16 protein-coding genes are annotated in these 18,337 nt (G+C 65.3%); 8 read left to right on the top strand and 8 right to left on the bottom strand.

The features are described 5' to 3' along the window. Nucleotides 1-2: 2 nt before the first annotated feature. The 5 genes from POS17_RS18715 (at nucleotide 3) to POS17_RS18695 (ending at nucleotide 4,920) form a co-directional block, all read left to right on the top strand. Entirely contained in the window at nucleotides 3-1,451 is a 1,449-nt protein-coding gene (locus tag POS17_RS18715) for an aldehyde dehydrogenase family protein (protein ID WP_060839956.1), read from the top strand. Nucleotides 1,452-1,496: 45 nt separating this feature from the next. Then, the gene (locus POS17_RS18710) at nucleotides 1,497-2,255 is read left to right on the top strand and encodes an SDR family oxidoreductase (protein WP_060839955.1); all 759 of its coding nucleotides are present in this window, start codon (nucleotides 1,497-1,499) and stop codon (nucleotides 2,253-2,255) included. A 483-nt stretch (nucleotides 2,256-2,738) separates the two neighbouring features. Further along, nucleotides 2,739-3,713 (top strand): cyclase family protein, encoded by a 975-nt coding sequence (locus POS17_RS18705; protein WP_060839954.1) that lies wholly within the window; start codon nucleotides 2,739-2,741, stop codon nucleotides 3,711-3,713. A gap of 81 nt (nucleotides 3,714-3,794) precedes the next feature. Next, nucleotides 3,795-4,307 carry a hypothetical protein gene (locus POS17_RS18700; RefSeq protein WP_060839953.1) on the top strand — a complete coding sequence of 171 codons (513 nt, stop codon included), beginning with the start codon at nucleotides 3,795-3,797 and terminating at the stop codon, nucleotides 4,305-4,307. Nucleotides 4,308-4,389: 82 nt separating this feature from the next. After that, a complete protein-coding gene (locus POS17_RS18695; protein WP_060839952.1) occupies nucleotides 4,390-4,920 on the top strand; it encodes a hypothetical protein in 531 nt (176 codons plus the stop codon). Here the strand turns inward: POS17_RS18695 and POS17_RS18690 are convergent. Further along, nucleotides 4,913-5,485 (bottom strand): LuxR C-terminal-related transcriptional regulator, encoded by a 573-nt coding sequence (locus POS17_RS18690; protein WP_016967597.1) that lies wholly within the window; start codon nucleotides 5,483-5,485, stop codon nucleotides 4,913-4,915. The genes POS17_RS18695 and POS17_RS18690 overlap by 8 nt on opposite strands. 145 nt (nucleotides 5,486-5,630) lie before the next feature. On the opposite strand from POS17_RS18690, the gene POS17_RS18685 reads away from it, so the two are divergent. From POS17_RS18685 to POS17_RS18675, 3 genes are read left to right on the top strand one after another with little or no spacing between them, the layout of a single operon-like run. Beyond that, entirely contained in the window at nucleotides 5,631-6,809 is a 1,179-nt protein-coding gene (locus POS17_RS18685) for an acetyl-CoA acetyltransferase (protein WP_060839951.1), read from the top strand. 2 nt (nucleotides 6,810-6,811) lie between these two features. Beyond that, on the top strand, nucleotides 6,812-8,353 hold the full coding sequence (locus tag POS17_RS18680) for a class I adenylate-forming enzyme family protein (RefSeq protein WP_060839950.1): 1,542 nt from the start codon (nucleotides 6,812-6,814) through the stop codon (nucleotides 8,351-8,353). 43 nt (nucleotides 8,354-8,396) lie between these two features. After that, nucleotides 8,397-9,737 (top strand): MFS transporter, encoded by a 1,341-nt coding sequence (locus tag POS17_RS18675; RefSeq protein ID WP_060839949.1) that lies wholly within the window; start codon nucleotides 8,397-8,399, stop codon nucleotides 9,735-9,737. Nucleotides 9,738-9,784: 47 nt separating this feature from the next. On the opposite strand, the gene POS17_RS18670 is transcribed toward POS17_RS18675, so the two are convergent. From POS17_RS18670 to POS17_RS18640, 7 genes are all read right to left on the bottom strand, one after another. After that, a complete protein-coding gene (locus tag POS17_RS18670; protein ID WP_060839948.1) occupies nucleotides 9,785-11,134 on the bottom strand; it encodes a cation:proton antiporter in 1,350 nt (449 codons plus the stop codon). 9 nt (nucleotides 11,135-11,143) lie between these two features. Continuing rightward, nucleotides 11,144-12,655: an amidase gene (locus POS17_RS18665; protein ID WP_060839947.1), complete on the bottom strand. Its 1,512-nt coding sequence runs from the start codon at nucleotides 12,653-12,655 to the stop codon at nucleotides 11,144-11,146. Continuing rightward, entirely contained in the window at nucleotides 12,655-14,322 is a 1,668-nt protein-coding gene (locus tag POS17_RS18660; RefSeq protein ID WP_060839946.1) for an NAD(P)/FAD-dependent oxidoreductase, read from the bottom strand. Before POS17_RS18660 ends, POS17_RS18665 begins: the two co-directional genes overlap by 1 nt. A 66-nt stretch (nucleotides 14,323-14,388) precedes the next feature. Next, nucleotides 14,389-15,030, bottom strand: a complete 642-nt coding sequence (locus tag POS17_RS18655; RefSeq protein ID WP_060839945.1) for a peroxiredoxin-like family protein — start codon at nucleotides 15,028-15,030, stop codon at nucleotides 14,389-14,391. A 16-nt stretch (nucleotides 15,031-15,046) separates the two neighbouring features. Next, entirely contained in the window at nucleotides 15,047-15,811 is a 765-nt protein-coding gene (locus POS17_RS18650) for a DNA alkylation repair protein (RefSeq protein ID WP_060839944.1), read from the bottom strand. Then, a complete protein-coding gene (locus tag POS17_RS18645) occupies nucleotides 15,804-17,447 on the bottom strand; it encodes an FAD-binding oxidoreductase (RefSeq protein ID WP_060839943.1) in 1,644 nt (547 codons plus the stop codon). Before POS17_RS18645 ends, POS17_RS18650 begins: the two co-directional genes overlap by 8 nt. After that, complete coding sequence (locus POS17_RS18640; protein WP_060839942.1) at nucleotides 17,437-18,303, bottom strand: class I SAM-dependent methyltransferase; 867 nt, start codon at nucleotides 18,301-18,303, stop codon at nucleotides 17,437-17,439. Before POS17_RS18640 ends, POS17_RS18645 begins: the two co-directional genes overlap by 11 nt. Nucleotides 18,304-18,337: the final 34 nt, after the last annotated feature.

Raw genomic sequence — 18,337 nt, 5'->3', positions numbered from 1 at the left:
AAATGAGCCTCGAACACTACATCGACAACCAATGGCAAGCCTCGTCCTGGGCCGAGGACATTCCGGTACTCGACCCCAGCACCGGCATCGCTTACGCGTGCATCGCCCGCGGCACCGCCGAGGACATCGACCTGGCGGTGCAGGCCGCGCAACGGGCCCTGGGCGACAACTTCGACGGGCCTTGGGGCGGCCTGTCGGCCCTGGAGCGCGGGCGCTTGCTGGCGCGCCTGGGCCAGGCGGTGCTGGAGCACCACGAAGAGCTGGCGCAGATCGAGGCCCGGGACACCGGCAAGGCGCTGAAGGTGGCCCGGGCCGACGCCACGGCCCTGGCGCGCTACTTCGAGTATTACGCCGGAGCCGCCGACAAGCTGCACGGCGACACCTTGCCCTATCAGGCCGGCTACACCGTGCTCACGGTGCGCGAGCCCCATGGCGTCACCGGGCACATCATTCCCTGGAACTACCCGATGCAGATCTTCGGCCGCAGCGTCGGCGCCGCCCTGTCGGCGGGCAACGCCTGCGTGGTCAAGCCTGCTGAGGACGCCAGCCTGTCGCTGTTGCGCCTGGCGGAACTGGCGGCCCAGGTCGGCTTCCCCGCGGGCACGATCAACGTGGTCAGCGGCTATGGCCACGAAGCCGGCGCGGCGTTGTGCGCTCATCCCGGCATTGCGCATATCTCCTTTACCGGTTCCACCGGCACCGGCGCCCGGGTGGCCAAGGCGGCGGCCGAACGGCATTGCCCGGTGACCCTGGAACTGGGGGGCAAGTCGCCGCAGATCGTCTTCGCCGACGCCGATGTGGAGCGCGCGCTGCCGGTGCTGATCAACGCCATCGTGCAGAACTGCGGGCAGACCTGTTCCGCCGGCAGCCGCCTGCTGGTGCAACGCAGCCTCTATGAACCGCTGCTGGAACGCCTGGCCCAGTGCTTTGGCCAACTGCGCGCCGGGCCCTCGGAGCTGGATCTGGACATGGGCCCGCTGATCAATCAGAAGCAGCTGCGCCAGGTCCAGGCGTTTGTCCGCGAAGCCGAGGCCGCCGGCATCCCGGTGGCGGCGCGCGGGCAGGTGGTGGCCGAGGCCGGCAGCGGCGGCTACTTCCACGAGGCGGTGCTGTTTCGCGATGTGCCGCCAGATAGCCGGCTGGCCCGGGAGGAGGTGTTCGGCCCGGTGCTGGCGGTGATGCCCTTCGAAGACGAGGCCGAAGCCATTCGCCTGGCCAACGACAGCGCCTTCGGCCTGGTGGCCGGGGTCTGGACCCGGGACGGCGCGCGGCAGTTGCGCATGGCCCACAAGCTGCGCTGCGGCCAGGTGTTCATCAACAACTACGGCGCCGGCGGCGGCGTCGAACTGCCCTTTGGCGGGGTCAAGGCCAGTGGGTATGGCCGGGAGAAGGGCTTCGAGGCACTGCTGGGTTTCACCACCTTGAAGACCATCGCCATTCGTCACGACTGACGGCCGCCAGGGCGGTCCATAACAACAAAAACAGGAGTCACTTCCATGCGTCTAGCCAACAAGACTGCCATCGTCACCGGCGCCGGTTCCGGCTTTGGTGAAGGCATCGCCAAAACCTTCGCCCAGCAGGGCGCCAACGTCATCGTCGCCGACATGAACCCCGACGGCGGCCAGCGGGTGGTGGACGAGATCCGCGCCGCCGGCGGCCAGGCTCACTTCATCGAGGTCAACGTGGCCCAGGACGCCAGCGTTGGCGCCTTGCTGCGCAACACCCTGGAGCAATACGGCGGCCTGGACATCGTGGTCAACAACGCCGGCACCACCCACCGCAACCGGCCGATGCTGGAAGTCGACGAGGCCGAGTTCGACCGGGTGTTCGCGGTCAACGTGAAAAGCATCTTCCTCAGCGCCAAGCACTTCGTGCCGCATTTTCGCGGCCAGGGCGGCGGGGTGTTCATCAACATTGCCTCCACCGCGGCGATCCGGCCGCGCCCGGGGTTGGTCTGGTACAACGGCAGCAAGGGCGCGGTGGTGGTGATGAGCAAGACCATGGCCGCCGAGCTCGGGCCGGACAACATCCGCGTCAACTGCGTCAACCCGGTGGTCGGCGCCACGGCGCTGCTCAGTGAGTTCATGGGGGTGCCGGACACCCCGGAAAACCGCCAGAAATTCATGGCCACCATTCCCCTGGGGCGCTTCTCCACCCCCCAGGACGTGGCCAACGCCTGCTTGTACCTGGCCTCCGACGAAGCGGCATTCATCACCGGCACCTGCCTGGAAGTGGATGGTGGACGTTGCGTCTGATGATCTGTAAAACCCTCCAGGCCCGCGGGTAATCCGTGCTTTGTGTAGCCGCTGCCGCAGGCTGCGAACGGCCCGCAGGGCGAGGGCGCCTGGGGATGACGGTTGATCGCCAGGCAAGGCCCTGCGGGCCTTTTCGCAGCCTCGCCGTGGCTCGGCAGCGGCTACAGCCAGTGTCAATCCGGGCTGGTGTAGCCGCTGCCGCAGGCTGCGAACGGCCCGCAGGGCCGCACAGTTCCAGAGGGCGCCTGGGGATGACGGTTGATCGCCAGGCAAGGCCCTGCGGGCCTTTTCGCAGCCTCGTCGAGGCTCGGCAGCGGCTACAGCCAGTGTCAATCCGTGCTTTGTGTAGCCGCTGCCGCAGGCTGCGAACGGCCCGCAGGGCCGCACAGTTCCAGAGGGCGCCTGGGGTGATGGTTGATCTCCCAAGCAAGGCCCCGCGGGTATTTTCGCCCGCTTCAACCCAATCAATGGAGTGCATTCGACATGTGTGGGATCGATAACGACAAGCACCACCCCAATACCCGGCAGCTGCTTGAAGGCCTGCCAAAGAACTGGGGCAAATGGGGGCCGGACGACGAGGTTGGCGCCCTCAACTACCTGCAACAGGCCGAGGTGCTGCGCGGTGTCGCCGCGGTGCGCCAGGGCAAGACCTTCACCCTGCAGGTGCAGATCGGCCACCCCGGCGGTGACCCGATGTGGCCGGCGCGCAACCCTTCGATGCGCTTCAATACCCTGGACCGCAGCCACTATCAGGCCGGCAAGCAGCCGTCGATGACCGGCGGTGCCGAGTACTGCGACGACGTGATCTTCATGCAGTTGCAGGGCTCGACCCAGTACGACGCCCTGGGCCACGCCTGGTACGACAACCAGCTGTGGAACGGCTACGACGCCAGCAGCACCGTCGGCGGCATGGCCAAGGCCAGCGTGCTGCCGATTGCCGAGCGCGGCGTGGTGGGCCGCGCGGTGCTGATCGACATGGCCCGGCATCGCGGCAAGAAGTACCTGGGCCGCGGCGAGACCTTCAATCACCTGGACCTGCTGGCCGCCGCCAAGGCCCAGGGCGTGGCCATCGAGAAACGCGACATCCTGATCATCCGCACCGGCTCCATGGGCGCCTTCTACGAGTACGGCAAGACCGAGTTCTTCAAGGATCTGGTGGAGCCCGGGCTGACCTACAGCCGCGAACTGGTGGACTGGTTCAACCAGATGGAGATCCCCAACCTGGTCACCGACACCATCGCTAACGAAGTGATCACCGACCCGGTGTCCGGGGTGCAGATCCCGCTGCACTGCGCGCTGATGCGCAACCTGGGGATCGCCTTCACCGAGATCGTGCTGCTCGAAGACCTGGCCGAGGATTGCGCCGCCGACGGCCAGTGGACCTTCCTCTACACCGCTGCGCCGTTGAAGATCGTCGGCGGCAGCGGGGCACCGGTTAACCCCATCGTCATCAAGTAGCCGGCGCTTGCTGGTGGAGAGGCGGGCGCAGGGTTTATCCTGCGCCCCCTCACCAAGACCGATAGGGATCATCGACCGATCATGCATGACGATTCGCACCCGCCGGACTGCAGCTGCTGCCTGGATCACGCCAATGCCCATCAGGGCGTACTCGATACCCTGGAGTTGATGGCCGACCACCCCGAGGCCAGCGAGGACGACATCGTCCAACTGCTGCAGGCGCGTGGCTACTCGGCCATCGCCGCGGAAAAACTCAACGCCTTCGTGCCATCGGCCCTGGCCTGGATCGTGCTCAAGCGCCTGGGGGTGAAACACCTGCCCAACCACTTCATCGCCCTGGATGAGGCGGGCGAGGAGGTCCGGGTTCCGGTGGCCGATCAGCACTACTTCACCGCCGCGCTGACCCTGGCCTACAACACCTTCGAAAACGGCTGGAGCGAGGTGCTGCCGCGCAAGACCTACGAAATGGTGGCTGGCCGCAGCGCCGAAATGGCCATGGCCAACGAGGCGCTGTATGCCGGGGAGTCCCTGCAGGGGTCCACCCTGGAGCCCGTGCAACTGCTGCGTCTGGATGCCAGGGCGGCGCTTGAGTAAGCGCCCGGACACTGGCGGGCCGCAGGTCATGGGGTTACCCTGCGGCTGTTTTTTTTGAGACCGATATGGACCTTCGCCTCCCGTGACCGATACCTGCCCGCCCAACTGCGCGCATTGCGCCGATTACCCCGACCACCAGACCGCCCACCAGGCCGTGGTCGAAGCCCTGCAAGTGATGGGCGCCCACCCCAAGGCCAGCGAAGACGAGATCGTGCAGATGCTCCAGGCCCGTGGCTACTCGGCCATCGTCGCCGAGAAGCTCAACGCCTTCGTGCCCTCGGCCCTGAGCTGGCCGCTGCTCAAGCGCCTGGGGGTGGAGACCTTCGTCGGTCACTTCATCGCCTACGACGACAATGACCAGGAGGTGCAGATCCCGGTTTCCAGCCAGCACTATTTCACCGCCGCGCTGATGCTGGCCTACAACACGCTCGAAGCGGGTTGGAGCGAGGAGTTGCCCCACGGCACCTTTGTCAGCGTGACGCAACACAGCGCCGAGATGAACGCGGCGAACAAGGTGTTGAACCAGGGCGGCAGCCTGGAGGGCGGGACGATCGGGCCCTTGAAGTTGCTGCGGCTGAGCGCCAGCGAGGTGCTGGGGCAAGCCCCTAGCTGATGTAGATGATCTTCGACACCAGCTCGGCGCTGTTCTTGGCCTGCAGCTTCTTCATCAGGCGGGCGCGGTGCACCTCCACCGTGCGGTGGGAAATCGCCAGTTTGCGCGCCACTTCCTTGCAGGTCAGGCCGTTGACGATGTGCAGCGAGATCTCGCGCTCGCGTGGGGTCAGGCGCACGGTGGGCGCCAGCTGCCGGTCCAGGCGTTCGAAGTGCCAGATCATCAGCCCGAACGGGTCGTCCGGGGTCAGGGAAAAACCATGGGCCCGGGCCCAGAACACTTCGCCGTTGCGGTGCTGCATAAAGCGTTCGTCCGTGTAGGACGCGCCCTGGCCGTTGCGCAGCCAGTGTTCGCTGCGCTCGCCAATGCTCTGGTAGTCGGCCTGGGACGGGTACAGCAACAGGGTCAGGTGATCGAGCAACTGTTCGCGCTCATAGCCGAACAGGCGCAGGAATGCCTGGTTGCAGTCGAGCATGCGCCGATGCCCGGTGATCAACTGCGGTGCGGGGGAAACCTGGAAGGCCAGGCGCTCTAGGTCCTGGAGCTGCTGGGCATATACGGTCATGGGGCATCCTGCCTCGTGGAAGTCGTTGCGCCGCTCTGGCGCGGGGGGCACTACTTACTGTTGTACGTAGTTGCCCCAACTAGCGTCTGATTGTGGCGCTCGCCATTGTAGGGAACGTCCGCTTCAAGCACAGAAGAAAATCACCATGAATCATGCTTCCGTATCCATCGTCGCTGCCGCCCACACATCGTTCGGTCGTCTCCAGGGGCTGACCCTGGAGGACCTGATCGTCCAGGTCACCCGCGAGGCCCTGGCGGATGCCGCGATCGATGCCGCCGAGATCGATGCACTGTTTCTCGGGCATTTCAACGCAGGCCTGGTGCCGGACGGTTTTCCCGCCTCGCTGATGCTCCAGGCCGACCCGCAATTGCGCTTCAAACCGGCCACCCGTTGCGAAAATGCCTGCGCCTCGGGCTCGGCGGCGATCCTCGCGGGGGTCAATGCGATCCGCAGTGGCGCCGCTGAACTGGTGCTGGTGGTGGGCGCGGAAAAGATGACCAGCAACTCCACCGCCGAGGTCACCCAAGCCCTGGCTGGTGCCGGTTACCAGAACGATCCCGCGGAAGCCGGCCTGAGCTTTGCGCAGCTGTTTGCCCGGGTCGCCCAGCAGTACACCGAGCGCTACCACAGCCCGCTGGCCTCGATGGCGGCGATCGCGGTGAAGAACCACAGCAATGCCATGGCCAACCCGCTGGCGCAGATGCACCGAGCGATGGACTTCGAGCATTGCAACCAGGTGTCCCAGAGCAATCCGCTGATCGCGCCGTCCTTGCGCCTCACCGACTGCTCGCTGATCAGTGACGGCGCGGCGGCGATTGTCCTGGCTTCGCCGCAGCGCGCGCGTTTGTTCCGGCGCGAAGTGGCGATCCGCGCCCTGAGCCAGGTCAATGACCTGCTGCCGATGGCCAGTCGCGACATCCTGGCCTTTGACGGTCCGCAGCGGGCCATCCACGGCGCCTTGCGCGAGGCCGGGGTCAGCCTGGGAGACATGAGCTTTGCCGAGGTCCACGACTGCTTCACCATCGCCGAGCTGCTGATCTATGAAGCCATGGGCCTGGCGCCCAAGGGCGAAGGCCATCGGGCCCTGGACGAGGGCATCGTGCGCCACGGCGGCCGTTTGCCGGTCAACCTGTCCGGCGGGCTCAAGGCCAAGGGCCACCCGGTGGGGGCCACCGGCGTGTCGATGCATGCCCTGGGCTTTCGCCAATTGATCGGCGAGCCGATTGGCCTGGGCGTGCCCCGGGCCGAGTTCGGCCTGTTGTTCAACATGGGCGGGATGGCCGTGGCCAACTACGCCACGGTCCTGCAAGCGCTCAGGGCCTGAGCATGAACATCGCCCATTGGCTGCTGGACGCGGCCCAACGCTGGCCGCAGCGCCCGGCGCTGTTCGAGGGCCGCCGCCAGGTGGCCGACTACCAGGGGTTTGCCGCGCGGGTCCGGGCCCGCGCCCTGCACCTGCGGCACGACCACAGCATCGCCGCCGGGGACCGGGTGGCCTTGCTGATGAAGAACAGCTGCGACTACCTGGAACTGCTCTACGCCATCTGGTGGAGCGGGGCGGTGGCGGTGCCGGTCAACAGCAAGCTGCATCCGCGGGAGGCGGCCTGGATCGTCGGCAATGCCGGGGCCAGGTTGATCTTCACCGACGGCGGCCGGACCTTCGAGCTGCAGGATCTGCCCGCCGATTGCCGCGAGCTGCCCGGCGAAGTCATGCCGGCGCCGGCGGGCGCCCCGGACGGCGAACTGCGCGAGCCCTGGCCGTGCGCCGATGACGAGCTGGCCTGGCTGTTCTACACCTCGGGCACCACCGGCCGTTCCAAGGGGGTGATGCTGTCCCACGGCAACCTGATCGCCATGTCGCTGTGCTACCCGCTGGATGTCGATCCGGTGCAGGCCGGCGATGCGCTGGTCTATGCCGCGCCGATGTCCCACGGTGCCGGGCTGTACAACTTCATTCACGTGCGCTGTGGTGCCCGGCACGTGGTGCCGGAGTCCCGGGGGTTCGATGCGCCAGAGCTGTTCGGGCTGGCGCAGGAACTGGGGCAGGTCAGCCTGTTTGCCGCGCCGACCATGGTCAAGCGCATGGTCGAGCAGGCCCGGCAGCAAGGCTATGACGGCACGGGCATCAAGACCATCGTCTACGGCGGGGCACCGATGTACCGGGCGGACCTGGCCCAGGCCCTGGACACCTTCGGCCCGCGGCTGGTGCAGATCTACGGCCAGGGCGAGTGCCCGATGAGCATCAGCGCGCTGTCCCGGGAGCTGATCGCCGAGCGCCAGCACCCGGACTGGCCGGCGCTGGCGGCGTCGGTGGGGCGCCCGCATGCCTGTGTCGAAGTGCGCATCCTCGATCCCCGGGGACAGCCCCTGCCGGCCGGCGAGCCCGGGGAAATCGCCGTGCGCGGCGCCCCGGTGATGCACGGCTACTGGGACAACCCGGCCGCTACCCGGGCGACCCTGGTGGAGGGCTGGTTGCTCACCGGCGATATCGGTTTCCTCGACAGCCGCGGCTTCCTGACCCTGACCGACCGCTCCAAGGACGTGATCATTTCCGGCGGCAGCAACATCTACCCGAGGGAGGTGGAGGAGGTGCTGATGCAGCATCCCCAGGTGTTCGAGGTGTGCGTGGTGGGCCAGGCGGATGCCGAATGGGGCGAGTCGGTGGTGGCCTTCGTGGTCGCGCGCGACCCCGACGGCCTGGACCCGCAGGTGCTCAACCAGTGGTTCGTGACGCGCATGGCGTCGTTCAAGAAACCGCGCAAATACCTGTTTTGCGCCGAGCTGCCGAAGAACAGCTACGGCAAGATTCTCAAGACCCGCTTGCGTCAGTGGCTGCAGGACCCGACCGGGGCCGTTACCGACCGCTGAACGCACTTTCCCATGGACCGCAGTACGACAGGAGTCTCCCAACATGGACGTGTCCTCTTGCAATCCCCAGCGCCAGCGGCGCCGGGCCTTTATCGGCGCCACCTCCGGCCACTTGATCGAGTGGTACGACTACGGCGTCTACGGCTTTCTGGCGCTGTACATCGGCAAGGCGTTCTTCGTCTCCGATGACCCCACCAGCAGCCTGCTGGCGAGTTTCGCGGCCTTTGCCCTGAGCTTTTTCATCCGGCCCCTGGGCGGCCTGTTCTTCGGCCCGTTGGCGGACCGCATCGGCCGGCGCCGGACCCTGATCACGGTGCTGGTGCTGATGGCCGGCTCGACCTTCCTCCTGGGCCTGTTGCCGACCTACGCCAGCATCGGCATCGCCGCGCCGGTCATCCTGGTGCTGATCCGCTGTGTGCAGGGGTTTTCCGCCGGTGGCGAGATCGGCACCATCACCAGCTTCATTGCCGAATACGCCGGCCCCGGGCGCCGCGGCTTCGCCACTTGCTGGCTGATGGTCACCGCGGTGCTCGGCCTGTTGCTGGGCGGCGCGGTGGCCAACGGCATGACCTGGGGCCTGGGGGCGCAAGTGATGCAGGACTGGGGCTGGCGCATTCCGTTCCTGCTCGCCGGCCCTTTGGGCTTCATTTCCCTGTACATCCGCCTGAAGCTTGAAGACAGCCCGGAGTTCCTCGCCCTGGTGCAGGCCGGAGAGACCTCCAAGGCGCCGCTGCGCGAAGTCTGGCAGTGGAAACGCTCGATTGCCCTGGTGTTTTTCATCATCACCCTGCACAGCTCGATCTTTTACCTGGTGCTGACCTTCGCCTCGACCTACATGTCCAACACCCTCAAGTTCGACAGCGGCACCACCTTGCTCTATGTGTTCGTCGCCAGCCTCTCGGCGGCCCTGGTCATGCCCCTGGGCGGAGCCTTCACCGACCGCTACGGCCGCAAGCCGTTCCTGATGGTGATCGGCACCCTGGCCACCCTGGCCATGTACTGGTTCTTCAAGACCGCGCCCAACGCCACCCCGGCCACGCTGTTCTGGCCGTTGATGGCGGTGGCGATCCTGTTCGGGCTCTATGCGTCGTCGACCTACGCGCTGATGAGCGAACTGCTGCCCACCCGCATCCGCTCCACCGGCATCGCCGTGGCCTACAACATTCCGGTGGCGGTGTTCGGCGGCAGCGCGCCGCTGATTTCCACCTGGCTGATCAAGATCACCGGCGACATCACCGCGCCCTGGTACTTCTACGTGGCCACCGGCGTGGCGTCGCTGATTGCCCTGGTGGTGCTGCGCAAGGAAGACTTCGTTGCCTGTGCCGCGGAGCACCCGGCAAGGCAGCCAGACGCCGCCTTGAGCCTGCCTACCGTCGGCGCATGAGCCAAGCGCGGATCTGGTCGGTGGCGCGACCGACCAGATCCGAGCTGTCACAACTGGGCGGGTTGATTGCCCGCTATCGGCATCGGCTGCCCCAGGCGCTCGCGGGCAGTCAGCAGGCGGATCAGCGGTGAGGCGATGAAGGTGCTGATGATCGCCATGATCACCAGGATGGTGAAGTACTCTTTGGGCAGCACGCCAAGGTCATAACCGACGTTGAGCACCACCAGTTCCATCAAGGCGCGGGTGTTCATGCAGACCCCGATCAGCGCCGAGTTTCGCGGGCTTTCTCCCAGCAGCCGGCTGGAACCGTAGGCCCCGAAGAACTTGCTGGCAAATGCCACCAGGCACACCAGCAGACAGTTGAGCAGGGCGTTACTGCCCTCCAACGAACCTACGTCGGTTCGCAGGCCCGTATAGGCGAAAAATACCGGCAGGAAGAACGCGTTGACCAAGCCGCCGACCTTGGCGTTCCACTGGGCGACAAAGGGCCGGTGAGTATGCAGCGCCACGCCCATGATGAAGCCGCCAATGATCGAGAACACCCCTATCAGGTTGGTGATGACGGCGCTGGCAAAGAGCACGATCAGCATCAGTGAAATGCCGTGTGCCGACAGGGGCCGACGCTCCAGGTCGCCGATGATCCAGCGCAGGATCAAGGGGCGGACCTGCCACAGCACCACGACGATGAACAGCGCCAGGGCCAGCATCCTCAGGAGCGAGGTCCAGACGTTGAAGTTCGAGGCAATGATCGAGGTCACGCCGCCCAGGATCAGCCAACCGCATACATCGTCGATTGCCGCGGCACCGATGGTCAGGGTCGCCACCCGTGATCGCGACAGGCCCAGTTCCATGAAAATGCGCCCCAGAATCGGCAGGGCGGTGATTGACAGGGCTGTGGCGAAGAACAGTTGAAAGGCCAGCAGCGGAGGCCGCTCACCGGTTATCTGCAGCCAGAAAAATTCGGCGCTGAAAAAGCCGCTGGCGAAGGGCACCAGCAAGCCCCCAAGACTGATGAAGATGATCGAACGCTTGCGGCCTTTGAGGTGCGCGCCAAATTCGAACTCCAGGCCCACCTGGAACATCAGCAGAATCAGCCCGACCTGAGCCGTCGCGATGAATGCGGTAGAGGTCTGCGGCACGAAGATGCTGTGCAACAGCTCTGGAAAAAAATACCCCAGCAAGCTTGGGCCCAGCACCAGGCCTGCAAGGATTTCACCGGCCACCGGGGTTTGTCCCAGGCAGCGGGTGCTGAGCCAGGAGATCACCCGGCTGACGGAAAAGATCACGATCAGCTGGATCAGGAACAGCAACGTCAGGTGTTCGGCCTGGGAGCCCACAGCCGATTGCCCCATGGGTGGGCTGGCGGGCTGTTGGGTTGTCGCACTGGTGGTTTGCATAGAGACTTCCTATCCCTTGAAGTGTGAAAGCGCTGGCTTGAGCCAGCCACCAAACTGAGTTTGCAGAAATACTGCGGCGTCCAGCAGCAAAGCGTCCTGGCCGGGTCCGGCGACCAATTGCACGGCCACCGGGCAACCTTGATCCAGGCGCCCCATTGGCACGCTGAGGGCCGGCAGGCCCAGGGCGTTGAACAGGGCGCAGTAAGCAACGTCTAAGGGGCGCTTGAGGGCATGCCCGTGTTCCGGCGCGACGCCTGGCGTGACGGGCATCAGCAGCACGCTATGGCCGTCGAAGAGCTCGGCGAAGGCTCGTTGCAAGTGATCGCGCTGGGCAAGAAAACGTCCCAGCCCCGGATTGCCCAGGGCGTCGCCGACACTGTCCAGCCAGGTCGCCAGCAACGGCCCCGTAGCATGTCGCGCACGCCCTGCAAGGCTGGCGCGGGCTGCCTGCCAATAGCTCAGCGGCTGCCCATCGCCCAGGTAGTCCGCCAGGCGGACCTGCGCCTCAAGCTTGAGCACCGCCAGCCAGATGAAAAAGGCGTTGTGCATGCCCGGTTCCTGCCAGGCATGCAGCGTGGCGCCCTGGCTGGCCAGGCATTGCCCGGCGTCGTTCAAGGCCTGGGAGACAGCCTCGGACACCGGGCTGCTCCATTTCATCCTCTCAGGCAGGTACAGGTGTACCCGCCTCAGGCGCGCGGGTTCGGCAACGGGCGCAAACCGCGAATGGATATTGCGGTCGATGCCATCGGGCCCGGCGATGATCTGCAGGACTTCGCTCAAGTCCTCGGCATGTCGGCACAGTGGGCCAGCCGCAAAATGAGCGGATACCGCCTGCGCGTTCGCTTGCTCGCGACCACGCTCGTCCAGTGGCAAATGACCGCTCAAGGGCACCAGGCCGCGCGATGGCTTGAGACCGAAGACCCCATTGAACGCGGCGGGAATGCGCACTGAGCCAGCGCCATCGGTGCCGAGGGCAAAGGGCACGCAGGCGCTGGCCACCATGACCGCATCGCCGCCGCTGCTGCCTCCGGCGGTGCGCGAGGCGCGATACGGGTTGAGCGTGCGGCCATAGAGCAGATTGTCGGTTTCCGGCCACAGGGCCATCTCCGCCTGGTTGCCCAGCGCCACGGGAATGCCCCCCGCGCTGATCAGGCGCTGGGCAACCGTGGCCGTCGAGGAGGCCGTAACCTGCCGACGCAAGGTCGAGCCGCAGGTCTGTGGCCACCCCGCGAGCCCCAGGCCTTCCTTGATCGAGAAGGGCACTCCATGCAAGCGTCCCAGGGGGTGGCCCCGCAAGACATCAGCTTCTGCCCGACGCGCAGCGCTACGGGCGCAGCGGTAGAGTTCGACCGCTATCGGGTTGCACAGGGCCTGGATCTCTTGGCAGCGCTCGATGGACTGTTCCACCAGTTCGACCGGCGAGATGTCCTTGCGCTTGATCAGGTGCGCCAGTTGTACCGCGCTCAGCTCCAGCAACGCGGGCGGGCGGCCGCAGGAGGCCGACGGCGTCAGCGCGGACATCAATGGCGGGCCAGATCGAGAAAACCGCCGTCATTGCCAAAGGGCGACTTCAGCAGTTCCGGCGACTCGCCATATTTGTAGAACAGCGAGGGCTTGAGCCTCAGGCTCAGAGACCGCGCCAGATCCTGCACCACGCCGCAGCTGTGGCGCAGCAACAGTTTCAAGTGCCGCGGCGTCGCTGACCACTTGACCATCTTCATCAGGCGGACCCGCAGTGCGGCCGAACGCAGGTAGTAATGCGCGGCATACAGCGGCCGGGCGCGATGTTCGGCTTTGTACAGGTCGAAGTTGATGGTGCGCGAGTACAGGTTCGGCATCATCTCCGGGCTCAGGCCCGGGTTGGAACGGCGGACTTCCTGCAGCAGGCAGGCAAAGGGCAGGGGAGAAGGCTGCAACTCCCGGGGGTAGCGCGGCAGCAGGTCGGCAAACTGCTGGGCCTGGTGCCCGTCGAGGAAGTCGCCGGTCATATACATCGGCAGCACGACGTGGAAGTAGGCCATGTTGGCGAACAACAGGGTCCAGCCCATCATGAACGGGTCGTCCATGACCTCGTACCATTTGCTCCAGGTGTCCTGCAGCGCCAGTTGCGCCTGAATGTGAGACTCCAGGCAGTTGACGTAGGCCGGGGTCAAGCTGGCATGGAGGTCCTTTTCGATCATGGCCGCGATCTGCGGAATCTGCTGTGCCACATAGGCCAGCCCGGCGCTGTTGGCCGGATCGAAGGTGAACGCGGCGTCGCCGAGCAGGAACCAGCCGTCGGTGGAGTAGTACTGCTGGGCTTCATACATGTAGTTGTACATGGCGTGGGCATCGACCACCTGGCCGCTGGCGATCAGTTCGGTGATCACCGGATGATCGGCCATGACCTTGTCGGTGAACTGTTCAAGGGTGCTGATCTTCTGCTCGATCATGTCCGGGCGGTAGGTGATGCCGATGCTGATCATGTCTTTGCCATCGTCGCTGCGCATCGGGATCATCCAGATCCAGTAGCCCTTCCCGTAGAAGTGATGGGTGACGTAGTAGGGGTCGTAGCAGTGGTGCTTGACCTTGTGGATGTTGATGTTGGACAGCAGGGTGCGGTCGAAGTCCTTGAGGCGGAACCAGAAGGTGCTGCGCTGGTAGGTGGGTTCCTTGTGCAGCTTGAGCTTCTTGGCCATGAAGCGGTTGCGTCCGGTGGCGTCGACGATCCAGTCCGCGGTCAGTTGCTGGTGCGCGTCGCTGTCGCTGCGCAAGGTCAGCAGGTGAGTGGCATGCTCGCCCTGGTGCAGGTCCACCGCGCTGACGTCGGCCTCGATCATCTGCACTTGATGCTCGTCGACGATCCGCCGCAGGTCCCGGTCGAAACTGAACCGGTTGAGGTTGTAGGCCGGCATGCGAATCACCCCCGGCGCCTCATGCACCACATAGTTGCGGCATTCCGGGTTGTTGCGCAGCTTCAGGTAATAGGTCAGGCCGTACTTGTGGTAGTGCTTCTCCTCCAGCAGGCTGCCCAGTCCCAGGCCCTTGAAGAAGTGGGTGGTCAACTCAACCGTCGACTCGCCCACTATCGGGCGCTTTCGATCCGGGCGGCCGATCAGGATGACCTCGACTCCGGGGAGGCGTTTCTTGAAGTACAGGGCAGCCAGGTGACCGGCAACGCCGGCCCCCATGATAGCGATACGTTTCATTGGCTCAGTCCGTGAACAAATAGGGAGGGCCGAAGGTGCGACGGCCTTCGGCCGGGGGGGAACGGTTTAGCGGCCAGCAGCCTCGATCAGGGTCGCGGGTTCGACGCGTTCCGAGTAGTCGACATTGACAAAGGCGTGGCGAATCACCCCGTCCTGGCCGATCACGAAGGCGCTGGCCATTGGCAGCGTCAGGGCATCCGAGCCGTTGAAGACTTTCAAGTCGGCGCCCAGCGAGCGGTAGACCGCGTCCAGTTCATCCTCAAGCTTGAAGACGATGCCGTATTGCTTGGCCAGGCGGTTTTCCGGGTCGCTGAGCAGCAAGTAGCGAATGCCCAGCGCCTCACGGGTCTTGGCCGAGGATTGCGGTGTCTGCGCCGATACCGCGACCAGGGTGGCGCCGGAGGCTGCCAGGTCGCCGACCATCTGTTGGTAGGCGCTCAAGGCCAGGTTGCAGAACGGGCACCACAGGCCGCGGTAGAACACCAGTACCAGGGGGCCCTTGTCGAGCAGCTGGCGCAGGTCGACATCCTGGCCATCCGGGTCCTTGAGCACCGCCAGCGGCGCCTTGTCCCGGGCTTTCAGGGCCTTGGCTGCCAGGCCGCTGTCGACCAGTGCCTGCAGTGAGGCCGCGAACTTCTGCAGGATCTCGCCCGGCAGTTGTTCGGCCATCTGCTGTTTTGCGCCTTGCAGCTTTTCCTTGAGAGACATGCGTAACTCCTTTTTTCTAGTGAGACAGGCTTCGGGTAGCCCGGGTGTGAATCCTGTGGGAGGCCTTGCAATCGGGTGGGTAACGTTGAAACAGCTGGCGAACCCAGTCCGGGCGCGTCTTGCTGGCATCGTTGAGCCAGTTGGCGACAGAGTCCTGGGGGTATTTCTGGCTTTCGGCGAGCAGCGGGATCAGTAGCGGCTCGGCTAATTCCGGGGTGTTCTTGAGGGCGGCGATGTGCTCGCACCAGACGCCTCGGGGGCGCAGGATCTCAATGCTGAAGCGGCGGATCAGCGGGTCTTCGCTGAGCGCGTATTGGCGCAGCAGGGGCAGGGCCGTCGCAAGGTCCTGGCTGAGCAAGGGCCGCAACGCGATCCAGGCCCATTCGCGCACGCCGAAGTGGCTGTCGCAGGCAAAGTGCAGCTGGCTCTGGATCGCCGTGGCCAGGGATTGATTGCGTTCGCGGTAGGCATTGGCGAAGGCCGCCCAACTGCGCACGGTGTCCGATGGATGGGCCTGCAACAGGGTCCAGGCCTGTTGGCGCGCGGGCGGTGCGGCGAGCTCCAGCCATTGCCCGAGAGCCAGCCCCAGGGCGGCGACTCTTTTCGAAATGCCCTGTTTCTCGGTTGCCTGGGCGGCGGCGACCAGCGCCTGTCCCAGGCTCTCGTCGAGCTGGTCGGCAATGGCCGTGGCCAGCGCGGTCTGGTCAACGGCCAGGCACTGCGCCAGGTTGCGGGTCTCGATCAGTCCCTGATTGATCAGGTGGGTGGTGTCTTCACTCATGGCAGGCTACCGGCTCGGGGTTGGCAAGGGGCGCTCGGGTGTCGGCAGGCAGGCAGTAGCGGCCTGGCGAGAGCAGATGATGGGGATCAAGGGCGTGCTTGAGGCGAGCCCCCAGCTGCCAGGCGGGTTGTTGCCGGTCCGCCAGCAACGGCATGAATGCCACCGGGACGCGATAGGGCACGATCCCCCGAGCCTTGCCCAGTTGGAACAGTTGCCGATAGCAGTCATGGGCCCGTGCGGATGCCTGAGGGTCGCTGCGTGCAAACAGCAATGGCACGGTGCAGTCAATGGCCCGGGTCGAGAGCGTGGTCAGGGTGATCGGGCAGAGCATGTCCTGCGCCTGGCACTGCTCGCTCATGGCGTGCAGGAAGTCTTCGATCAGTTGCTTCTTGAACGGCAGTACCGGGGCGTACCAGATCAGCCCGCAGTGGTCGCGCGCGGGGTTCAATCCTGGCCCGGGAGGCGGTTTGGCTCCGGCGCTGTAGGCCAGCGGCAGGGCGACTTCGTTGGGACGCCCTTCCATCAGTTCAACGCCGAGCAACATCTTTTCCAGGGTCCGCTGCCAGCGCCGCGCCCAACTCCCCGGCAGCCGCTGCAACAGGCCGTGTGCCAGGCTCAACTGGCGCCGGGTCTTGAACATCGAGCGATCGGCAAAGCCCTTGAGTTCGCGCCGGATCATGCGCTTGAGCGATGCGTGCTGGTCCGGGTGGCAATAGATCGAGCCAACCCCCATCCAGGCCGGCAGCCCCAGGCTATCGGCGGCCTGGCGCAGTTGTTCGCCGGAGCGTCCGGCGAGGCCCTGGCCTTCACTGGCCATGGTCAGCAGGCGAGTGCGGTTCATGAGGTTGATGCCGCCCACCTGGCCCTGGGCCTGTTCGAGGATGCGCCGCACACCCTCCAGCGCCGGGCCAAGCCTGGCCGGGTCTTCGATCCAGAAATAGAACGGCTGAATGACCTGGGGTTTTCTCACCAGGGCGAGGCTCATCTGGGTCACGATGCCCAACCCGCTCTGGCTGAACAGGCCGTCCAGATAGGGGCCCACGCCCCATTTGAAACACGGACTGGCGGCTCCCATCGACAGCGGCGAGCGGTAGATCTGGCCGTCGGGCAGCACCGCCTCCAGGGCCAGGACGGCTTGGAAGTGGTCGGTCTGCGGAGTAATCCCGTAACCCCGTTCCAGAGCGTTGCCCAGCAGGCTGCAAGAGGGACCGGCGCCGGTTACCGGGGTCAGGTAGGGCAGGCCACGTTCTTGCAGGTATTGCGCCAGCGCGCCTTGGGTAACGCCGGGCTCGAGTGTGACGACTGAGAGCTCCTGGTCGAACGACAGAATCCGCGTCATGCCCGACAAATCCATGACGACGCAGTGCTCGCGACCGGTCGCGGCACAACCGTAGCCCCAGTTGTTACCGGTACTGATGGGGTGCAAGGCGATGCGGTGCCGGTGGGCAATGGCCACACAGGCCGCCACTTGCTCGCTGGAAAGGGGCGCGATCACCGCCTGGGCATAGGCCGGAGAATGCATGGTGTCGTGCTGGACGTGGGCGATGCCGGCGTGATCGAGGCGAACCTGCGACTCTCCCAGAACGTCGCGCCACTGCTCCAGGGCGGCCTGCAGGCGGGTGCTTTCAGAAAGCACTGGCCAACCCTCCCAACCGCAGGAACAGGCGCAGTTGTTGGACATCGGCCCTGCGGCTGGCTGGCAGCGCGGCATAACGGCGCTTGAACTCCGGCTTCATGGTCTTGACGCAGCGTCGCTTGGGCGTGCGGATCACCATCATCAATGGGCTCAGTGCCGTGCTGTAGACCTTGGCGCAAGGTCCCAGGTAGCTGGCCGCCAGCGTCTGGAACTCTTCCAGGGAGAAGGCCGCCAACAGCGAGTGGCGGTAGTCCAACAGGGTTTCCCGATCGGCGCCGTCGCTGGCGCGCTGAACGAAATAATCCACCGATTCGGTTGATTTCAGGCGCCCGAAGTCATTCAGGTAAATGGCGCGATCGTTACGCAGCACCCGGGCAATGTTCCTGAAGGTGGACTCCAGCTGTTCCAGGCTCGCCAGGTGGTGCAGGGCCATGGAGGAAATCACCACGTCGACACTGCGGTCGCCGATCCGGCCCAGGCGAGACATGTCGTCCTCAATCAATTCAACGTTGTCGATGCCTTGTTGCCGAATCGAATCCCGGGCGATGTCGAGCATGTTTCTTGATAGGTCGACCCCCACGAATTCGGCCCGCGGGTTGAGTCGCGCCACCTGCAGCAGCAGGCTGGCGGGCCCGCAGCCGATATCCAGGACAACGTCCCCGGGCTTGATCAGCGCGCACATCTGCGCCGCGTGATACAGGTAGGTTCCAGAGAGGGCCTGGCCCTGTCCGGCACTGTTGGCATAGGACGCAACGCTGGGCTGGGCCTCCATGACCAGCTCCGGTTCCGGTGTGCGAATGAACGGCTGTTTAGTGGTGATTTCTCTGTAAATCGCCCGCAGCAATCCCGTATCCATGACTCATCCTCCATGAAATGATGTGTGAAATTCG

The organism is Pseudomonas sp. Os17 (assembly GCF_001547895.1).
Taxonomy (GTDB): Bacteria; Pseudomonadota; Gammaproteobacteria; order Pseudomonadales; family Pseudomonadaceae; genus Aquipseudomonas.
Note: the sequence above shows the minus strand (reverse complement) of the source record. Positions and strands in the feature narration are given on the sequence as shown.